This window comes from Rouxiella badensis, assembly GCF_002093665.1.
Lineage (GTDB): Bacteria > Pseudomonadota > Gammaproteobacteria > Enterobacterales > Enterobacteriaceae > Rouxiella > Rouxiella badensis.
The window spans coordinates 23,138-40,282 of record NZ_MRWE01000017.1; the positions used below are offsets into that span (position 1 = coordinate 23,138).

Here is a 17,145-nt window from a genome sequence, read left to right on the forward strand (position 1 = left end):
TGCTAAATAACTCAGACCTCACAGGCAACAGATAGTTTTTTATCTCGGCACCTAGGCCAGATTATGTTGAACCACAGGTAAAAGAAAGCGCTCTGCCTCAGCAATGATGGCTTCGACGTTTTCTGGATCAAGCTGACGCATGACTCTTTGTACATAAGGGTCTTGCCCCTCACCGGGCACGCGCCCATCGCCTTGCCAGGCTTGTGCAAGTTTAGTGAGCCCTTTGCTCTGCTTTTCGGGATCATCGCTTATTGTTCCACTTTGCTTGTCAAAGCAGACGTCCAGCCATGCCCAGCCGCTTTTTCCAAGGAGTTTTAACGGCGAGTTCAGCCCCTGTTTATAACCCTCTATCAAGGTTTGTAGCTGCATCATCGCCTCCTCGCGGTTCAGGTTGGCGTAATGGAAAGCCGTGCCGCTGCGGCCAAACATCCGGCTTTCGCCCGTACCTCCATTGGCGCAGTAAACGACGTGCTCAATCCACAGTAGAAGACCGTCGCGTGCAAGCAATGCGGCTGGACGCCAGCGAAGAAGGCCGTCACTTTGTACCTGATGCATCCAGCCCGTTAACTGGATATCGCCAATCGGAAGCGAAAGCTCCAGGCTGCCGCTTTCTGTTCGTGCTTCCCTGACCTGTTCGGCAAGTTCGGTCATGTCCTCACACTGCCTGTTCCAGAAAATCTCGCCAAAAGCACCGTAAGGCAGCCCCCCCGAGGCTTTAATGCGATTGAACAACACGCTAGCATCCTGTTCTTCAATAAGCGCATTCAGCAGCTGAGTATTCAGCTGATAGCGGTTGAGATTATCCAGAATAAAGGGCTCTTCGTCTGATAACTCGGTCTCCTCCACGACAAAGCTGACGTTGAGCCGCATTTGGAAAAAGGCCTTGATCGGGTGGCGATAAAAGCGCAGCAGGTTATCAAGCGTTATCTCGTGTAGTGGCAGGTCGCTTAGAGGCTGGGTAAAGTCCGTCAGCGGCTTCCCCTGACCTCCCGCTGCCGGCAACCATTCTGCTGCATAGCTCCTTGCTTCACTGGTGCTATCAAAGTTGCTGGCGTCAAAGGGCGTACGTGAATGCCAGTGTTCGAGATACTGACGCACCCGCTTTTCGCTTTCGTCAGCGTTAAGACTAAGATCTTGCTCCAGGCAGTAGCTTTGCCCAATGTATTCAAGCAGCTCGCTAACCAACACCGACGGATATCTTTCACTGTTGTCCTGAATTGAACGACCGATATAACTTATGTACAGCTTGTCCTGTGCCGAAAGCAGTGCCTCAAGGAACAGGTAGCGGTCATCGTCTCGACGGCTACGGTCCCCCCTTTTCATCTGCTTTGCCATCAGGTCAAACCCTAGCGGCGGCAACGTTCGAGGATAGATGCCGTCATTCATTCCCAGCAGACAAACCACTTTAAACGGAATTGAACGCATAGGCATCAGGGTACAGAAGTTGATAGGTCCGGCCAGAAAGCGTTGGCTGATCCTCTCTTGATCCAAACGCGATGCCAGTTCGTCGCGCAAGATAGAGAGCGGAACATCATCGGGATAACGCGCCGCCAGTCCCTGATTGAGGACCTTTTGCCACTGCTGCTCGATAAGCGCCAGAGCAATCTCCGTCTCCCCTTCCGGGGAGAAAAAGGTGCTCAGAAGTTCATGACATATCGGTAACCAGTCCTCCAGCGTACGAGACTGGGCAAGACGAATACGCCATTGGCTGAGTTGCATCAGTAACTCAGCCAGATGCCCTGCCAACTCTGCGGCAAGCCCGGTCGATTCGTCATAGGGCAATACGCCCTGCCAGTCACCGGCTCGACTGTCCATCGCATAGCCAAGCAGCATACGTGTTAAGCCGAAATGCCAAGTGTGTTGGCCTGTGGCCGGAAGCGCCAACTCGCGAACGTTATCGTCGTCAAGCCCCCAACGAATACCCGATTCGCCCACCCATTGGCGCAGCAGCCTCAATCCTTCTTCATCAATAGAGAAACGCGTCGCCAGCGCAGGGACCTCGAGCAATGCCAGAACCTGCTCTGAGGTAAAACGGCTTTGCGGCAAATCGAGTAAGGAAACAAAGGCCTGCAAGGCTGGGTGTGACTGGCTTGCCTTGCGGTCTGAGATAGCGAATGGCAAATAGCGTTCTCTCGGTGCATTGCCGAACACGGCTTGAATATAGGGTGCGTAGCTGTCTATGTCGGCGACCATGACGATAATATCTCTAGGTGTAAGATGTTTGTCGGCCTCCATCATTGCCAGCAGATTGTCATGTAACACCTCAACTTCGCGCTGAGGACTGTGGCAGATATGCACACTCAGCGAGTCGTCCCCCTCCTGCAGCCGTCTTTTGCTTTCGCTACTGTTCAGCGTTTCGGGCGTCATGCCGATAACGGCGCGGTCTTCGAGGTCTAACATATCTTGCTGAATAGCATGCAACAGCGTTTCGTCCCCTACGTCGACAAAGGCATGTACTTCCTGAATCTCATCGACCTGTGACAGCAAATACATATGGTCGCGGCCCAGCTTGCCCCATGAAGCCAGCAGTGGATTACTGAGGTTTTGCTCACCCTCTTCATTAAACAACTGTTGGGCCTGCGAGGGATCTCTGAAGAGTGATGTTTCACCGGACTCAAGATAATGTCGACGCCGACGGCTCTGTAAACGAGCGAGGAAGGCATAATTTTGAATATCTCCCCAATAGTAACGGCAAGGGTTGGTAAACATTAGATGGATATCGATATGTCTACCCAGCGCCTGCAGCGCCTGTAAATAGACCGGGGGCAGCGCCGAAATTCCGCAAATGAAAACCCTTTTTGGCAAGCCAGGTGGGCAAACATCCGCCTTGTTCAAGGCCGCAATAAAACGCTCATAAAGATTGGCCCTATGCCATTCGGGTTGCTCTAGCTCTTCGGTGTACTCGCAAAGAGCCCGCCACAGATGAGCCTGCCACAGCTGCGAGGGGTCAAGTTCTTCATCAACTAAACGGCCTTGTTGCCAGGTTTTCAGCCATTCAGGGCGATAAACTAGATACTGGTCAAAAAGGTCTGCGACCCGCGCGGCCAACTGATGAATTTTTCTTTTATCGCGATCGTCGGTCAAATAATTTTGCAGCGGTGCAAATTCCGGCTCAGAGAGTTTGCCTGGTAATAGCCACATCAGTTTCCAGGTCATCGCATCTTTGCTGAACGCACTTTCCTTGGGGATTCCGGGTAGAACCTGGGTAAACATGTCCCAAATAAAAGTCGCCGGCAGTGGGAAAGCAATATTGGCCGCAATACCAAAAGACTGAGCGAGTTCCATTTGCAGCCACTGTGCCATTCCTGGGCTTTGGACCAGTATGACTTCCTGCTCAAAAGGATTGTCCAAAGGACGCCCCTCAATCAGTCGGGTTGTCAGTATTTTTAAAAGATCCAACTGATTGGAATGGTAGACGGTGAACATATCGGTTTCCTTGAGGTCCACGGACGACAACTGCATTAATTCATACTTTACCGAGCGACTCCCCTAATGCAAAGCAAGCAGGGAAACATCTGTTAATTTCGAGCGGCTAATCAACAATGGGTCTGCAAATCATGCGACTTAACCGACTGGTATAGTGCAACGGGGTTTCTACACGTGCCGTAACCCATTGGCAATCTGTAGAGGTTTGAATGCGGGTAATTTGCGCACTCCATCCCGGTTTATCCAGTGCTTTACCCACGTTTAGCACCGCGAAGCTTTCAAGCTGTTCATGGGCCTCTGTCCAGGCCTGTCTTACTTGCCACTGTCTTGAGAATCCTTGAGTAAGGGATTGATAATAATTCAGTAATCCCAGGACAGAAACCGACAGCAGCAAGGTTGCGAGCATCGTTTCAGGCAGACTGAGACCTGCCTGTGGGTGGAGCCTTTGATTATGGGTCATCACATTTCCTCTCATCCTTTAAAGGGCAAAAGTCCAGCCAGCCGTTTTGTATCGGTATAACCCGGCTTTCAGTGGCATCAACTGTCTTGAGGGTCACCAGTTGGTAAAGCAAGACCGGCACAGAGTCAGGCTGAATTTTTCCTTCACCCCGCAGTAAATACAGCTCATCACGTTCAGCATTTCTTATGCAGCTACGCAGAGTGGCGCTTATCTCTCCAGGAAGACTGACGTTTTCGGTCACTGATTGCGCACACTGCCACCCTTCGACAGGTTGTAAGACCCAGCGCCTGTTAAGCCCCCAATTTAATGAGGAGACGGCAAGCTCCCAAGACTGAAGAAAACTTTTTTCGCTGCGAGTGAGTGCCAGTGCAGCATTAAGATGCTGATTCACCATATTTAACCCCATTAGGCCAAATGCCATCATCATCATGATAGCCAGTATCAGTGCGCTGCCTTGCTGCGAGTGGTGTGCTTCAGGCTCAGGCTTGTTCATTGCACTTTTACCCACGTATCAAGGCGGGTACTAATCGCCGGATTCTTTTTCCAGTTTGCCGCCATATTCAAAATAATGAGCGGGTCCCCTCCTTCACCAAGCGTAGTTGCAACCTGAAACTGACTAAAACTCACCTCTGATGGGTCAAGCATGCGCTCCCATCCAATCGCGTTGCAGCCATTAACGCCACGCTGACTTTCCAGCATGCCGCTGCGTAGCCGAAAACCAAAATACTCTGACTCAGCATGTCCCACCGGCTCCCATCGACCGTTGCGATTGAGATCATAGGCGACGACAATGCAGGAGTTTTTAGCCTCCCCGCTGGCTTGACCTATAACTATCGACTTACCGTTACAGGTTCCGGCGCAAAAACCGCTACGCCTAAAGTCCTTTTGCAAAGTTCGGGCAGTCTGCCGCAGAAGTTGATCGAGCTGGTAATGTTGGCTTAGCTGCTGTGTGCGTTGCCTCAGCATCGGCAAAAACTGCATCGCCCCCATAATGAGCATGCTGCCGATACCTATTGCCAACATCACCTCAGGCAGTGTGAAACCCTTTTCGTTTAACATTTCGGAAAGCCAGACATGGGTTTCCCAAAGCTGCACAATCTGAGGCGCCCCCGAGCAGATAAAACGACCCTCAGGGTACCCGCAGCATTACTCACATTGATGTGCCCGCCCTGAGCCATATTACGTAGCCCATAGAAACCCATTATTTTCTCTGAATAGGCACGCACACTAATGTTCGGCGCCGTTGTTTGAAAATAACGGTCCTCAGCCACCAGACAGCTGGCGGGCCGTTTACCCGCTCCCACACATCCTGAAAGGCCATCAATGACCCACAGCAATTGGGTCTGATTATGGGAATAGGCAATCGACTGAAGTCCCGTAAGATAAAGCCGCAGTCTTTGCGCCTGCTGCTCGAGCTGTAGCTGCTGCTAATACTCGCGCCAGCCGTGCAAAGACCAGAGGCTCATCGAGGCAACCAGTGCCAGAACTATCATGACTTCAATCAGGGTCATTCCCTGCTCTCCTTCCGCGAGTCGTATTTTCATGCGGCGAGTGTAAGGAAATATCGGCAGCAGAAAAGGCGCATTGCCATTACCATCGGCGTCTATTCCAAACAAAGTTCTTTTTTGCACAAGGTTGCAAACGCATTGGAATAGCGGTTCCACCAAACACATTCGGGCAGATAAAAGCGTTGGTAAACGCAATAAAGAGAGTAAAAAAGCAGAGAGGAAAAGCTGAAGGCAGGATAAAAAAACGCCCGACTAACAGCCGAGCGCTTTATGCACTTAGGGACTAAACAGAAGGTTTAGACAGCAACCGGCGCTTTAATAGCAGGATGCGGATCATAACCTTCGATTTCAAAGTCTTCAAAATTATAGTCAAACAGAGAGGCTGGCTTACGTTTGATGATTAATTTAGGCAGTGCACGAGGTTCACGGCTCAGCTGCAGATGAGTCTGTTCCATGTGGTTGCTGTACAGGTGGGTATCCCCCCCGGTCCAGACAAAATCGCCGACTTCAAGATCGCACTGCTGCGCCATCATATGTACCAACAAAGCGTAGCTAGCGATGTTAAACGGCAAGCCGAGGAACACGTCGCATGAACGTTGATACAGTTGGCAAGAGAGCTTGCCGTCTGCCACATAGAACTGGAAGAAAGCGTGGCAAGGTGCCAACGCCATCTGGTCGAGCTCACCAACGTTCCAGGCCGAAACAATAATGCGTCTGGAATTAGGGTCCTGCTTGAGCTGGTTAACCACGTTGGCAAGCTGGTCGATCTGCTTGCCGTCCGGTGTACCCCATGCACGCCATTGTTTGCCGTAAACCGGACCCAGTGAACCGTCTTCATCGGCCCACTCGTCCCAGATGGTGACATTGTTGTCACGCAGATAGGCAATATTGGTATCACCTTTCAGGAACCACAGCAGTTCGTGAATGATAGAACGCAAATGGCAGCGCTTGGTGGTGACCAGCGGAAAACCTTCTTGCAAATTGAAACGCATCTGATGACCAAAAATCGACAATGTACCCGTGCCGGTACGGTCGCCTTTAGGCGTGCCTTCATCAAGCACTCGCTGCATTAATTCCAGATACTGTTTCATATTACCTCAAGACAATTGTTTCTGCGGGCGACGGTAGGCCCAGACGACCATAATGATACCAAATACGATCATAGGTATGGAGAGAATTTGCCCCATGCTGATGAAACCGTCGAACAAACCGAGCTGAGCGTCCGGCTGGCGGAAGTGTTCAACGATGATACGGAATGCACCGTAGAAAATCAGGAACAGGCCCGAGACACTGCCCATTGGGCGCGGTTTGCGAATAAATAGGTTGAGGATGATAAACAGCACCACGCCTTCAAGCAACAGTTCATAGATTTGTGAAGGATGACGAGGCAGAACACCGTATTGGTTCAGCAGCGGCTGCCATTTTGGATCGGCGGCGGCAATCGCAACGTCTTCATCGTGTGAGCCAGGGAAAAGCATTGCCCAAGGCACATCGGTAGTGACACGACCCCAGAGTTCACCGTTGATAAAGTTGCCCAGACGTCCTGCACCCAGACCAAACGGAATCAGCGGAGCAATGAAGTCGGAAACCTGGAAGAACGTGCGCTTGGTGCGACGTGCAAACCACAGCATGACGATAATAACCCCGATCAGACCGCCGTGGAATGACATACCGCCGTCCCAGACTTTGAAGAGATACAGTGGGTTATCGAGGAACAAAGGCAAGTTATAGAACAGGACGTAGCCTACGCGGCCGCCGACAAAGACGCCTAGAAAGCCTGCATACAGCAAGTTTTCGACTTCTTCTTTTTTCCATCCGCTGCCAGGTTTGTTTGCGCGACGAACGGCAAGCCACATGGCAAAGACAAAACCTACCAGATACATCAAGCCGTACCAGTGAAGTGAAATCGGTCCGAGAGAGAAAATGACCGGATCAAACTTGGGAAACGCCAGATAGCTGTTACTCATCTATCACCACAAATTGAAAAGTTGTTGTGGGCCTGAAAGTGAGTTCAATCAATGCGATAGCTAAAGCAGTTGAGGTTACAGCAAGGCAGCAGAGAAGCGATTCCCGAAAGCTCACTCGGGCAAATGACCGAGGTAAACATGCATAGCCAACACAGCTGCAGCTTCAAGTACGATTGGTATCAAGATGAACGACTTAAGGCCAGAGGGGCAAATCATAGCATAAGAGAGGGGAAGTCTGGTTCAACGCCGGGGGAAAAGATCTGTAAAAAAAAGTCTCGTCATGCTGCAACTTAATAAAAAAACGAGACTTTTTTGCGGCGAAAAGCGTCTATTTAACCGTTATTTACCGCCGCGGATAAGACCGCCAAGCCCTCGACGTTCCATAAACGCCGATGTCATATGGCGAACCTCGCTGGTGAACTGTGCCTGCATAACACGCTCCGCCAACTCTTGTGCATCGGAGATATCAATTTTGCGTAGCAGGTATTTTACGCGGGCGACGCTGCGCCCGTTCATGCTGATGTTACGATAGCCCATACCGACAAGCAGCAAAGCCCCCATCGGGTCACCGGCCATCTCACCGCACAGGCTGAGTTCAATGCCTGCACTGGCAGCGTCTCGTGCTATCTGGCTGAGCACGCGCAGCATGGCTGGATGAAGGCTGTCATAAAGACCAGCAACGCGGGTGTTATTGCGGTCGACGGCCAACAGGTACTGCGTCAGGTCATTAGTGCCGACAGAGATAAAATCAACGCGTCCAGCGAGCAGAGGCAACATGAAGATCATCGAAGGAACTTCGATCATGATGCCGATACGCGGCTTAGGCTGTGCATAGCCTAGCGCTTCCTCTACCTCACGGCCTGCACGGTCAATAAGGCGACGCGCCTCATCAATCTCTTCGAGGCTGGTTATCATCGGCAGCAAGATACCCAGATTGCCCGTAGCAGCGTTTGCACGCAGCATGGCCCTGACCTGTATCAGGAAAATCTCAGGCTGATCTAGGGTGATGCGGATACCGCGCCAACCCAGGCAAGGGTTCTCCTCGCTGATAGGCATATAAGGCAGCTGCTTATCTGAACCAATGTCCAGCGTACGCAGCGTCACAGGCTTAGCCGGGAAAAGCTGTAGCATGCCCTGATATTGCGCAACCTGCTCTTCTTCAGAAGGGAAGCCGCTTTGCAGCATAAAGGGAATTTCAGTGCGATACAGGCCGATGCCGTCAACCCGGCCACCAAACAGTTTTTCGTGGTCAGCGCTAAGGCCCGCGTTGAGCATGACTAAGACCTGCTCGCCGCTTTGCATTTTGGCTGGCTGCTCAACTTCGCTTTCAGCCTTTTCGCTCAGCTCCATTTCTTCGCTGATAAGGCGGCGGTATTCGGTTACGAGAACCGGCTCAGGGTCGATAAGCAGTTCGCCGCGATAACCGTCAACGATGAGCTGTCGCTGATTTAAAAGGGAAGGCTGAATATCGGCGCCCATAACCGTCGGCACGCCCATGGCACGCACAAGAATGGCCGCATGCGAGTTGGCGGCACCGTCTCGCACAACAACACCCTTCAGACGTTCCTGTGGGACTTCCGCCAACAAGGTTGCCGTCAGCTCATCGGCGACAAGAATAAAGTTTTCGGGCCACTGTGTGTCGCCCTGTGCGGTATCGTCGAGATGGAAGACCAGACGCTGTCCGAGCGCTCGCAGATCGCTGCCGCGCTCGCGAAGATAGGTATCCTGTAGGCTGGCAAACTGGGCAGCAAACTTCTCGACCACCTTTTTGACGGCCCACTCAGCCACGGCACCTTGGTCAATTTCGGCGAAGAGCTCGCGCTTGAGCCTTGCGTCGTTTAACAGGTGCGAATAGAGATCGAAAATCGCCGCACTTTCTTTCTGTGCACTGGCGGTGAAGCGTTTACTGAAACGTCGGAACTCGGCCCCCGCGTCTTCCAGAGCTCGGGTGAGACGCTCACGCTCGCGAACAGGATCGAGCGTTGAAGCCATATAAACGTTATCGAGTGACGGCTGATTACTGTCCTGCCAACCGGTACCAATCGCCACGCCCGGCGAGGCTGGCAGCGCCTTAACGCGAGTCTGTCGAAATCGCCCGTAGAGAACGTTAAGCTGCGCCTGAGAAAGAATTGCGGCCATTTGCGTGGCCAGGGTGACCATGAAAGACTCTTCACTTTCATCAAACTGGCGGTGCTCACGCTGCTGAATAACCAGCACGCCCAGCAGTTGGCGTCGGTGGATAACCGGTACACCCAGGAAAGAACGGAATAAGTCCTCTTTAACCTGAGGAATATATTTAAAACTCGGATGGCTCTGCGCATCGGCAAGGTTGATGGGTTCTGCCAGGCGGCCTACCAGCCCGACGACACCCTCATCAAAAGCAAGAGCAATAGTGCGCCCGCGAGGCTTTTTCAAGCCTCGCGTCGCCATAAGGTAGTAACAACGGCGATCGTTATCAGCGAGATAAATTGAACACACTTCGGTGTCCATCGCCAGACAGGTTTCATTAACCAAAACATCCAGCGCATCATTCAGGCTGGACGCCATCGCTACCTTTTCAACTATTTCTCGCAACCGCGTGAGCATTTATTCGTGACTTAGCCTCTTTTCCGACGATAAGCAGGGGTTGTACGGTTAACGGGTACTTCCTGCATTGGCATCACAGTTGTGGAAAACTCTTTCATTACCCGACGATAAACGTCACGTTTAAATGAAACAACCTGACGAACCGGATACCAAAAACTCACCCAGCGCCACCCATCAAATTCAGGCGTACTGCTGCGTTGCATATTGATGTCTGCATCATTACACATGAGTTGTAACAGGAACCATTTTTGCTTTTGGCCGATACAGACCGGCTTTGTGTCCCAACGCACCAAACGTTTTGGCAATTTATAGCGTAACCAGTTGCGAGTCGAAGCCAGAATACGGACGTCTTTTCTACTTAGTCCCACTTCTTCAAACAGTTCACGATACATGGCCTGCTCAGCCGTTTCTCCGGGGTTGATTCCCCCTTGTGGAAACTGCCAGGAGTGCTGCCCATAACGACGGGCCCATAATACTTGCCCCTGCTTGTCACAGATTACGATACCAACATTCGGGCGGTAGCCATCATCATCGATCACCGGACTACCTCAATAAGCTTAAAATGCATAGATACTCTGATTGTTTCATACTACCAACAGGCGGTAAACCACTGGTTATAACTCTGTTCAAAAGGGGGTTGACGGGATAACTTACCCAAAATATCGAAGTTATAAACAGCCTTTGTCATTTTTCAGCAATTTTATTCACTTTTTCTGTGGATAGATATGTGAAGAACATAAGAGTAAGACGGGTAAAACTAATTTTGACCTCAGTATTTGGCTGATAAAATTTAAAATAAAGTTCATATAAAACATGACAATATTGTGATATCCACTGGGTTTCACCTACGCTTACCCCCAGCATAAATGAGCAGAGATCCTAAAGTGGCGAAAGATCGCACAATGTTGATTTTATCCACAGAGTTTTGTCAGTTTCAGGTTATATATGGGACAAAACCTTATAAAACCCCCCTCGTCAAGCCTGTAAATCGAAACAGTGCTACTCATAACTGTGGGTTATCCCACAAATCTGTGGATAACCAGGTGGAAGATCCTGTTCATTGTGCCCGTCAACAGGTGATCAACTCGTTAAGTTGGGGATAATAATCGGGCAAGTGGCAGAAAAAACCCACGTCAAATCATGCTATTATTCAGGTTAATCACAGCTCGCAGATTTAATTTTTTCTGCGCGCAAACGTGAGTACATTTTTTAATCAGACGAGAGCGAGACTTTTTTATGTCGATCCCTTTGCCCGCCCTGACACCGCCTGAGGATGAACAAGCGCTGTTAGCGCGTGCCGAGTCACTGGCCGGGTACACGCTGGGCGAACTGGCAGAACGGGCAAATCTTGCTATTCCACCCGATTTGAAACGCGAGAAAGGCTGGGTTGGCATGCTGCTTGAGGTTTATCTTGGTGCCAGCGCCGGGAGTAAACCGGAGCAGGATTTTCCCGAAATCGGCATAGAACTTAAAACAATCCCTATCGACGCAATGGGCAAACCTTTAGAAACCACCTTTGTGTGTGTTGCGCCCCTGACAGGCAACAGCGGCGTCACCTGGGAGAGCAGCCATGTGCGACACAAGCTTGCCCGAGTTCTGTGGATACCCGTTGAAGGAGAGCGCCAAATTCCGCTTTCAGTACGCCGTATCGGTAGCCCGCTGCTGTGGAGTCCATCCGATGAGGAGGACGAACAGCTACGTCAGGATTGGGAAGAATTAATGGATCTTATCGTTCTGGGAAAAGTCGAGAGCATTACCGCCCGCCACGGCGAGGTATTACAGCTCAGGCCAAAGGCGGCCAACAATAAGGCAAGGACCGAGGCAATCGGAGAAAACGGTCAACCTATCATGACATTGCCTCGCGGTTTCTATTTAAAGAAAAGCTTTACGCGGCAGCTACTCGCCAGACATTTCCTATTATAGGGTTATTCCTGGTTGCCAAAATGGCTATTACAGTTGGCTAGCGCTTATTATTTGCTAATCTTAATAGGAAGGTCTTTTCAGACCAAATCAAAGGGTTTATCAATGAAAACTTCATTTAAGCTCGTCAGCGCATTTGCTCTGGCGTTTGCCTTGGCGGGTTGTTCTAGCGACTACGTAATGGCAACAAAAGACGGAAGCATGATATTGACCAGCAGCAAGCCTGAACTTGATAAGAGTACAGGATTGCTGAGCTATGAAGACGCGCAAGGTAATGAAAGGCAAATCAATAATGATCAGGTGACAGAGGTCATGAAACGCTGATATCAACGCGTTTGAGTTTGCCGCATCAAAATATTAATACCGGCTATTCCAATTGCCGGTATTTTCCTTGAGCGTTAATCATCAACTTTCACCACATTGAACTTTCACCACATTGTGCGCAAATTTATGGCCCATTTGTGAGACAGTAAATAACATTCCCCAGCCTAAGCTTTATGAACCCTCTACTGCAGGTAGCAAAACGAGCGCTTTCCCCCTTTGCTCTTCCCCCTCCGGCGTCGCTTGTATATAGTCAATCTTACGTGGCTGCTTCGCTAAGCGCTTTTTTGGCTATAAAAAGGCATCGTCCGTATGGGTGCTGCCCGACTCCAAAACATTCAAGCGCCAGCCAGACATTATCTGACACTAAGGAAGACAGGCAATGCAATATCACCGTATACCCCATAGTTCTTTAGAAGTGAGCGTACTGGGATTGGGCACCATGACCTTTGGTGAACAAAACAGTGAAGCCGAGGCTCACCAGCAGCTTGATTATGCCCTCGCGGCCGGGATCAACCTGATTGATACCGCCGAGATGTACCCTGTGCCTCCACGTCCAGAAACCCAGGGTCTGACCGAAAGCTATATCGGCAGCTGGATAAAAGCCCGCGGCAACCGTGAGAAGATTATTCTGGCGAGTAAGGTTGCCGGTCCATCACGCGGTAACGATGCGTCGATTCGCCCAGGACAAGTGCTGGATCGCAAGAACATCCGCGCAGCACTCGACGCCAGTTTGAAGCGTCTTAATACCGACTACCTCGACCTGTATCAACTTCACTGGCCGCAGCGCCCGACCAATTTCTTCGGCAAACTGGGTTATACCTACAGTCCGGATAACTCACCGGTCACGCTGCTCGAAACGCTGGAAGCGCTAAACGAACAGGTTCGTGCCGGTAAGATTCGCTACATCGGCGTATCGAATGAGACCCCTTGGGGCGTGATGCGCTATCTGCAGCTGGCTGAAAAACACGACCTGCCACGCATCGTCTCTATTCAAAACCCTTACAGCCTGCTGAACCGCAGCTTTGAGGTGGGATTAGCCGAGATAAGTCAGCATGAAGGCGTTGAGCTTCTGGCTTACTCGAGCCTGGCGTTTGGTACGCTAAGCGGTAAATATTTGAATGGAGCAAAACCAGCGGGAGCGCGTAATACGCTGTTCAGCCGCTTTACGCGCTACTCCTCTGCTCAGTCAGAGGCGGCGGTGGCAGAGTACGTGGGTCTGGCGAAAAAACTGAATCTGGATCCTTCACAGATGGCGCTGGCGTTTGTTCGTCAACAGCCGTTTGTGGCCAGCACCCTGCTGGGCGCAACGACGCTGGAACAGTTGAAGATTAATATCGACAGTCAGGACCTGACCCTGGACGAGGAAGTGATTAATGCGCTGGAAGAGATTCATAAGCGCTTCACTATTCCCGCTCCATAGACGCGTTTGGTTGCAAAAAAGGGCGCCTGGCGCCCTTTTTTAACTCTAGATTTTGCGTTTTTGCTTAATCTGCCACAGCCAGAGTCCGGCAATCGCCAGCGCAAACACCACCCCGAAGCCAACGCCTATTGCCAATACTGGCGCACCGAGCATCACTACCAGCGAATAGAGCCCCAACATCAGCAGCATGGCGGTGTTTTCACCCAAATTCTGCACCGCAATCGCGTTACCTGTGCCAACCGTTTCTTTGCCAAGATGCTGCAACAACGCATTCAACGGCACGACAAAGAAGCCGCCCAGAACGCCGATAAGCGCCAGAAGAAGATAAGCGTTCAACATGCTGTGTTGCAGCGTGAACAGCACGACCACGACACCGATCCCGATCCCCGCAGGCAGGCAACGTTTAACCGTTTTCAACGTAATGAGCTTCGCCGCGGCACCAGCACCGAGCACGATGCCCACCGCAACCATCGCGTTAAGCAGCGTCGGCGTGGTGTTGTCGCTGATACCCAATGCCACCGGCACCCAGAGAACCAGCAGGAAACGCAGCGTCACGCCCGCGCCCCAAAACAGGCTGGTACCCACCAGCGAGAAACGCGTATCCGCATTGCCCCACAAAATACGGCAGGCATGGAAAAATGTCGAAGACATGCGACGAGGGTTCCACGACTGGCCCGGCCTTGCCGCCGTCATTTTCGGAATGAAGACGTTGGCCGCAACGGCCGCCGCATAGGCAAGTCCGCAAATCATCAAGGCGGCGGTGATGTGCCAGTCGGCTAAGGCTCCACCGGCGACAGAACCCAACAGGATAGCCGCGATGGTTGAAGACTCCATCAGGCCATTGGCTTTCACCAGCTTGTCACCGGAGGTAATTTCGCCAAGGATGCCGTACTTGGCCGGTGAATAGGCCGCTGCGCCAACCCCCACCAGCCCGTAGCCCAGGAACGGGTTGAACCCGAAGCAGATAACCAGCGCACCCAGCAGTTTAAGGCCGTTGGCAAACATCATCACACGACCTTTGGCAAAGCTGTCGGCAAACTGCCCGACGAAGGGCGCCAGAATAATATAGGCCGCCACAAACGCCATTTGCAGCACTGGCTGGCTCCATTCGGGATAGAGCTCCTGTTTAATCAATGCCAGCGTGGCAAACAGCAGCGCATTATCGCCAAAGGCCGATAAGAACTGCGCAACAATCACGGCCGTCATCCCGCGTGACATCAGGGGAAATCGGCTCCCCAGGGGCTTACTCATTTTTGCTCTCCGGTTGTTCTGCCATCTCGCGCAGGGTCACAAAATCAGGTTTTCCGCTGCCCAACAGCGGCAGCGCTTTCACCACGCGAATGTCACGCGGCACAGCAATCTCGGGGATCCCCAGCTCGCGGGCGCTTTTAGATAGCCTGTCGCGCGATAGCGTTTCGTCGGTGGTAAACAGCACTAACGCCTCACCTTTGGCGCTGTCTGTGCGCGACGTGGCAGCGTGCTGGGCGTCGGGAGAGGCCTGAATCGCAATCTGCTCGACGCTCTCTAGCGACACCATTTCGCCGGCCAGCTTGGCAAAGCGTTTGACTCGACCACGAATCGCGCAATAGCCCTCGGCGTCCAGCGTGACGATATCGCCGGTGTCGTACCAGCCCGCCTCAATCTCACCCTGCGCATTCTCTGCCGCAGGCAGTTCGAGTACGCCCGGATTCTCGACGCGTAAATACCCTTTCATGATATTAGGCCCGCGCAGCTGAAGGCGTCCGCCCTTGTCGATCCCCGGAACCGCCAGCAGGCGAGATTCAATGCTGGGCAGAATCTTGCCCACGGTATTGACCCGTGCCGCCATCGGTACGTTAATGGCCACCACCGGTGCGCACTCGGTCACGCCGTAGCCTTCAAGAATGCGCAGGCCAAATTTGTTCTGCCACACCTCTTTGGTGCCCTCGGAAAGCTTTTCAGCACCGGCAACCACATAGCGCACACGAGCGAAATCATAGGGATGCGCAAAGCGGGCGTAGTTACCCAAGAAGGTCGACGTACCAAACAACACGGTGCAGTTTTGGTCATACACCAGCTCGGGCACAATTCGGTAATGCAACGGGCTTGGATAGAGAAACACGCGCGCGCCGGTCATCAGCGGCGTAAACAGCCCGACGGTGAGACCAAAGGCGTGAAACAGCGGCAGCGCCGACATAAAGCGGTCACGTGGAGTGAAGTCGGCTACGGTACGGATTTGCTCTACGTTGGCTATCAGGCTGGCATGCGAATGTACCACGCCCTTGGGATTGCCTTCAGAACCTGAAGTAAAAAGCACCAGCGCCGCATCGTCGGGTTGTTGATAGAGCATCGCGCGCTGCGGGAAAATCAAATGGAACAGGATCCACAGTTTGTCTTCTTTGGTGACCGTATCCTTGAGGTCTTCAAGGTATACCCATTTCACCTCGGTCACTTGCTCAGGCAGATGGGTCAGCTTGCCCTTTTCCAAAAACTGCCTTGAGGTCACGATGGTCTCAATCTGTGCCGCCTTGACGGCACTTTTGATTCCCTTAGCGCCAGAGGTGTAGTTGAGCAGCGCGGGGATACGATTTCGCATCGATGCACCAAAAATGGCGGCCGCCGTGATGGTGGCATTGGGCAGCAGCATACCGACGTGCTCCCCCTCACGGGTGAAGCGTTGCAGAATACGGCTGACGCCGAGCGATTTCTTCAGCAACCCCTGATAGGTGTCTTCGTTGAACGAAATGTCGGCGATGCACGGCTTGCGGCGACCATAGCGGGTCTGCGCCGAGAGCAGCGCCTGGTAGAGCGTTTCCGGCGGACGCGTCGCCATACGCGCTTCCATCATGATGGCATGCAGCCGTTGCCCGGCCAGCAGGCGTCTTTCTCGCGCACGCGGTGCATCAGGCATCAAGACGTTCTGCGGCGGTAGAATGTTGATGGATATTTTCGGGAACCAGCGCAGTTTGAAGCTGCCGAACAGGCGACTAAAAATCGAGAACTCAGCGCCGTCGATCCGAATAGGGATAACTGTCGCCTGCGATTTAGCGGCCACAAAGGCGGCACCGTCGTATATTTTCATCAGCGAGCCGGTCACCGTAATGCGCCCTTCAGGAAATACCACGACCGGACGTCCCTTCTCGATTTCACGCACCAGACGTTTGATTGCCATCGGTTTGGTGGGATCCAGCGGCACAAAGTCGATGTAATCCTTAAGCCACTGCATATACCAACGTTCGGTAATCGTGGAGTAAACGGCAAAGACCGGTTTAATCGGCAGGAACAGGACCAGCAGCATCGCGTCGATAAACGAGACATGATTGGGGGTCAGTAGCATTCTTGGATAGGTCAACTGAGCTTTATCCGGCGTTACGGTAACGCGAAATATGACCTTAAACAGGGCGCGAAAAAATGAATGTAACAACCGATAGAGCATTCCGTTCTCCTCTAAATTTGCACCTATCCGAATGAGAACAGGTAATTTTCGAGGTTATCATAACGGAGCTTTACTTGACGACAGGTACGGAACTCTCAGAAAAAAATCAGGGCGTAATC

At 52.0% G+C, this 17,145-nt stretch carries 14 protein-coding genes; 3 read left to right on the plus strand and 11 right to left on the minus strand.

The window, feature by feature from the left end:
• Nucleotides 1–51: 51 nt before the first annotated feature.
• The 9 genes from recC to rppH form a co-directional block, all read right to left on the minus strand.
• The gene (gene recC, locus BS640_RS11605; protein WP_084912611.1) at nt 52–3,426 is read right to left on the minus strand and encodes an exodeoxyribonuclease V subunit gamma; all 3,375 of its coding nucleotides are present in this window, start codon (nt 3,424–3,426) and stop codon (nt 52–54) included.
• Nucleotides 3,427–3,532: 106 nt separating this feature from the next.
• Entirely contained in the window at nt 3,533–3,886 is a 354-nt protein-coding gene (locus BS640_RS11610; RefSeq protein WP_017493618.1) for a prepilin-type N-terminal cleavage/methylation domain-containing protein, read from the minus strand.
• Nucleotides 3,876–4,379 (minus strand): YgdB family protein, encoded by a 504-nt coding sequence (locus tag BS640_RS11615; protein ID WP_017493617.1) that lies wholly within the window; start codon nt 4,377–4,379, stop codon nt 3,876–3,878. Before BS640_RS11615 ends, BS640_RS11610 begins: the two co-directional genes overlap by 11 nt.
• Nucleotides 4,376–4,945, minus strand: coding sequence for a prepilin peptidase-dependent protein (locus BS640_RS11620; RefSeq protein WP_084912612.1), 570 nt, complete (start codon nt 4,943–4,945; stop codon nt 4,376–4,378). The genes BS640_RS11615 and BS640_RS11620 overlap by 4 nt, the downstream gene beginning before the upstream one ends.
• 368 nt (nt 4,946–5,313) lie before the next feature.
• Nucleotides 5,314–5,502, minus strand: a complete 189-nt coding sequence (locus BS640_RS22250; protein WP_241528224.1) for a prepilin-type N-terminal cleavage/methylation domain-containing protein — start codon at nt 5,500–5,502, stop codon at nt 5,314–5,316.
• Nucleotides 5,503–5,690: 188 nt separating this feature from the next.
• Nucleotides 5,691–6,485 carry a thymidylate synthase gene (gene thyA / locus BS640_RS11630; protein WP_084912613.1) on the minus strand — a complete coding sequence of 265 codons (795 nt, stop codon included), beginning with the start codon at nt 6,483–6,485 and terminating at the stop codon, nt 5,691–5,693.
• A gap of 6 nt (nt 6,486–6,491) precedes the next feature.
• Entirely contained in the window at nt 6,492–7,361 is an 870-nt protein-coding gene (gene lgt, locus BS640_RS11635; protein ID WP_017493614.1) for a prolipoprotein diacylglyceryl transferase, read from the minus strand.
• 339 nt (nt 7,362–7,700) lie between these two features.
• A complete protein-coding gene (gene ptsP / locus BS640_RS11640; protein ID WP_084912614.1) occupies nt 7,701–9,947 on the minus strand; it encodes a phosphoenolpyruvate--protein phosphotransferase in 2,247 nt (748 codons plus the stop codon).
• 11 nt (nt 9,948–9,958) lie between these two features.
• Complete coding sequence (gene rppH / locus BS640_RS11645) at nt 9,959–10,486, minus strand: RNA pyrophosphohydrolase (protein WP_017493613.1); 528 nt, start codon at nt 10,484–10,486, stop codon at nt 9,959–9,961.
• 697 nt (nt 10,487–11,183) lie between these two features.
• On the opposite strand from rppH, the gene mutH reads away from it, so the two are divergent.
• From mutH to BS640_RS11665, 3 genes are all read left to right on the plus strand, one after another.
• The gene (gene mutH / locus BS640_RS11655) at nt 11,184–11,870 is read left to right on the plus strand and encodes a DNA mismatch repair endonuclease MutH (protein WP_084912615.1); all 687 of its coding nucleotides are present in this window, start codon (nt 11,184–11,186) and stop codon (nt 11,868–11,870) included.
• A gap of 102 nt (nt 11,871–11,972) precedes the next feature.
• Nucleotides 11,973–12,191, plus strand: a complete 219-nt coding sequence (locus BS640_RS11660; protein WP_017493611.1) for a YgdI/YgdR family lipoprotein — start codon at nt 11,973–11,975, stop codon at nt 12,189–12,191.
• A gap of 379 nt (nt 12,192–12,570) precedes the next feature.
• The gene (locus BS640_RS11665) at nt 12,571–13,611 is read left to right on the plus strand and encodes an NADP(H)-dependent aldo-keto reductase (RefSeq protein ID WP_017493610.1); all 1,041 of its coding nucleotides are present in this window, start codon (nt 12,571–12,573) and stop codon (nt 13,609–13,611) included.
• Nucleotides 13,612–13,656: 45 nt separating this feature from the next.
• Here the strand turns inward: BS640_RS11665 and lplT are convergent, their stop codons facing one another.
• A complete protein-coding gene (gene lplT / locus BS640_RS11670; protein ID WP_017493609.1) occupies nt 13,657–14,862 on the minus strand; it encodes a lysophospholipid transporter LplT in 1,206 nt (401 codons plus the stop codon).
• The gene (aas, locus tag BS640_RS11675) at nt 14,855–17,026 is read right to left on the minus strand and encodes a bifunctional acyl-ACP--phospholipid O-acyltransferase/long-chain-fatty-acid--ACP ligase (RefSeq protein ID WP_084912616.1); all 2,172 of its coding nucleotides are present in this window, start codon (nt 17,024–17,026) and stop codon (nt 14,855–14,857) included. Before aas ends, lplT begins: the two co-directional genes overlap by 8 nt.
• Between the last annotated feature and the right edge of the window lie 119 nt (nt 17,027–17,145).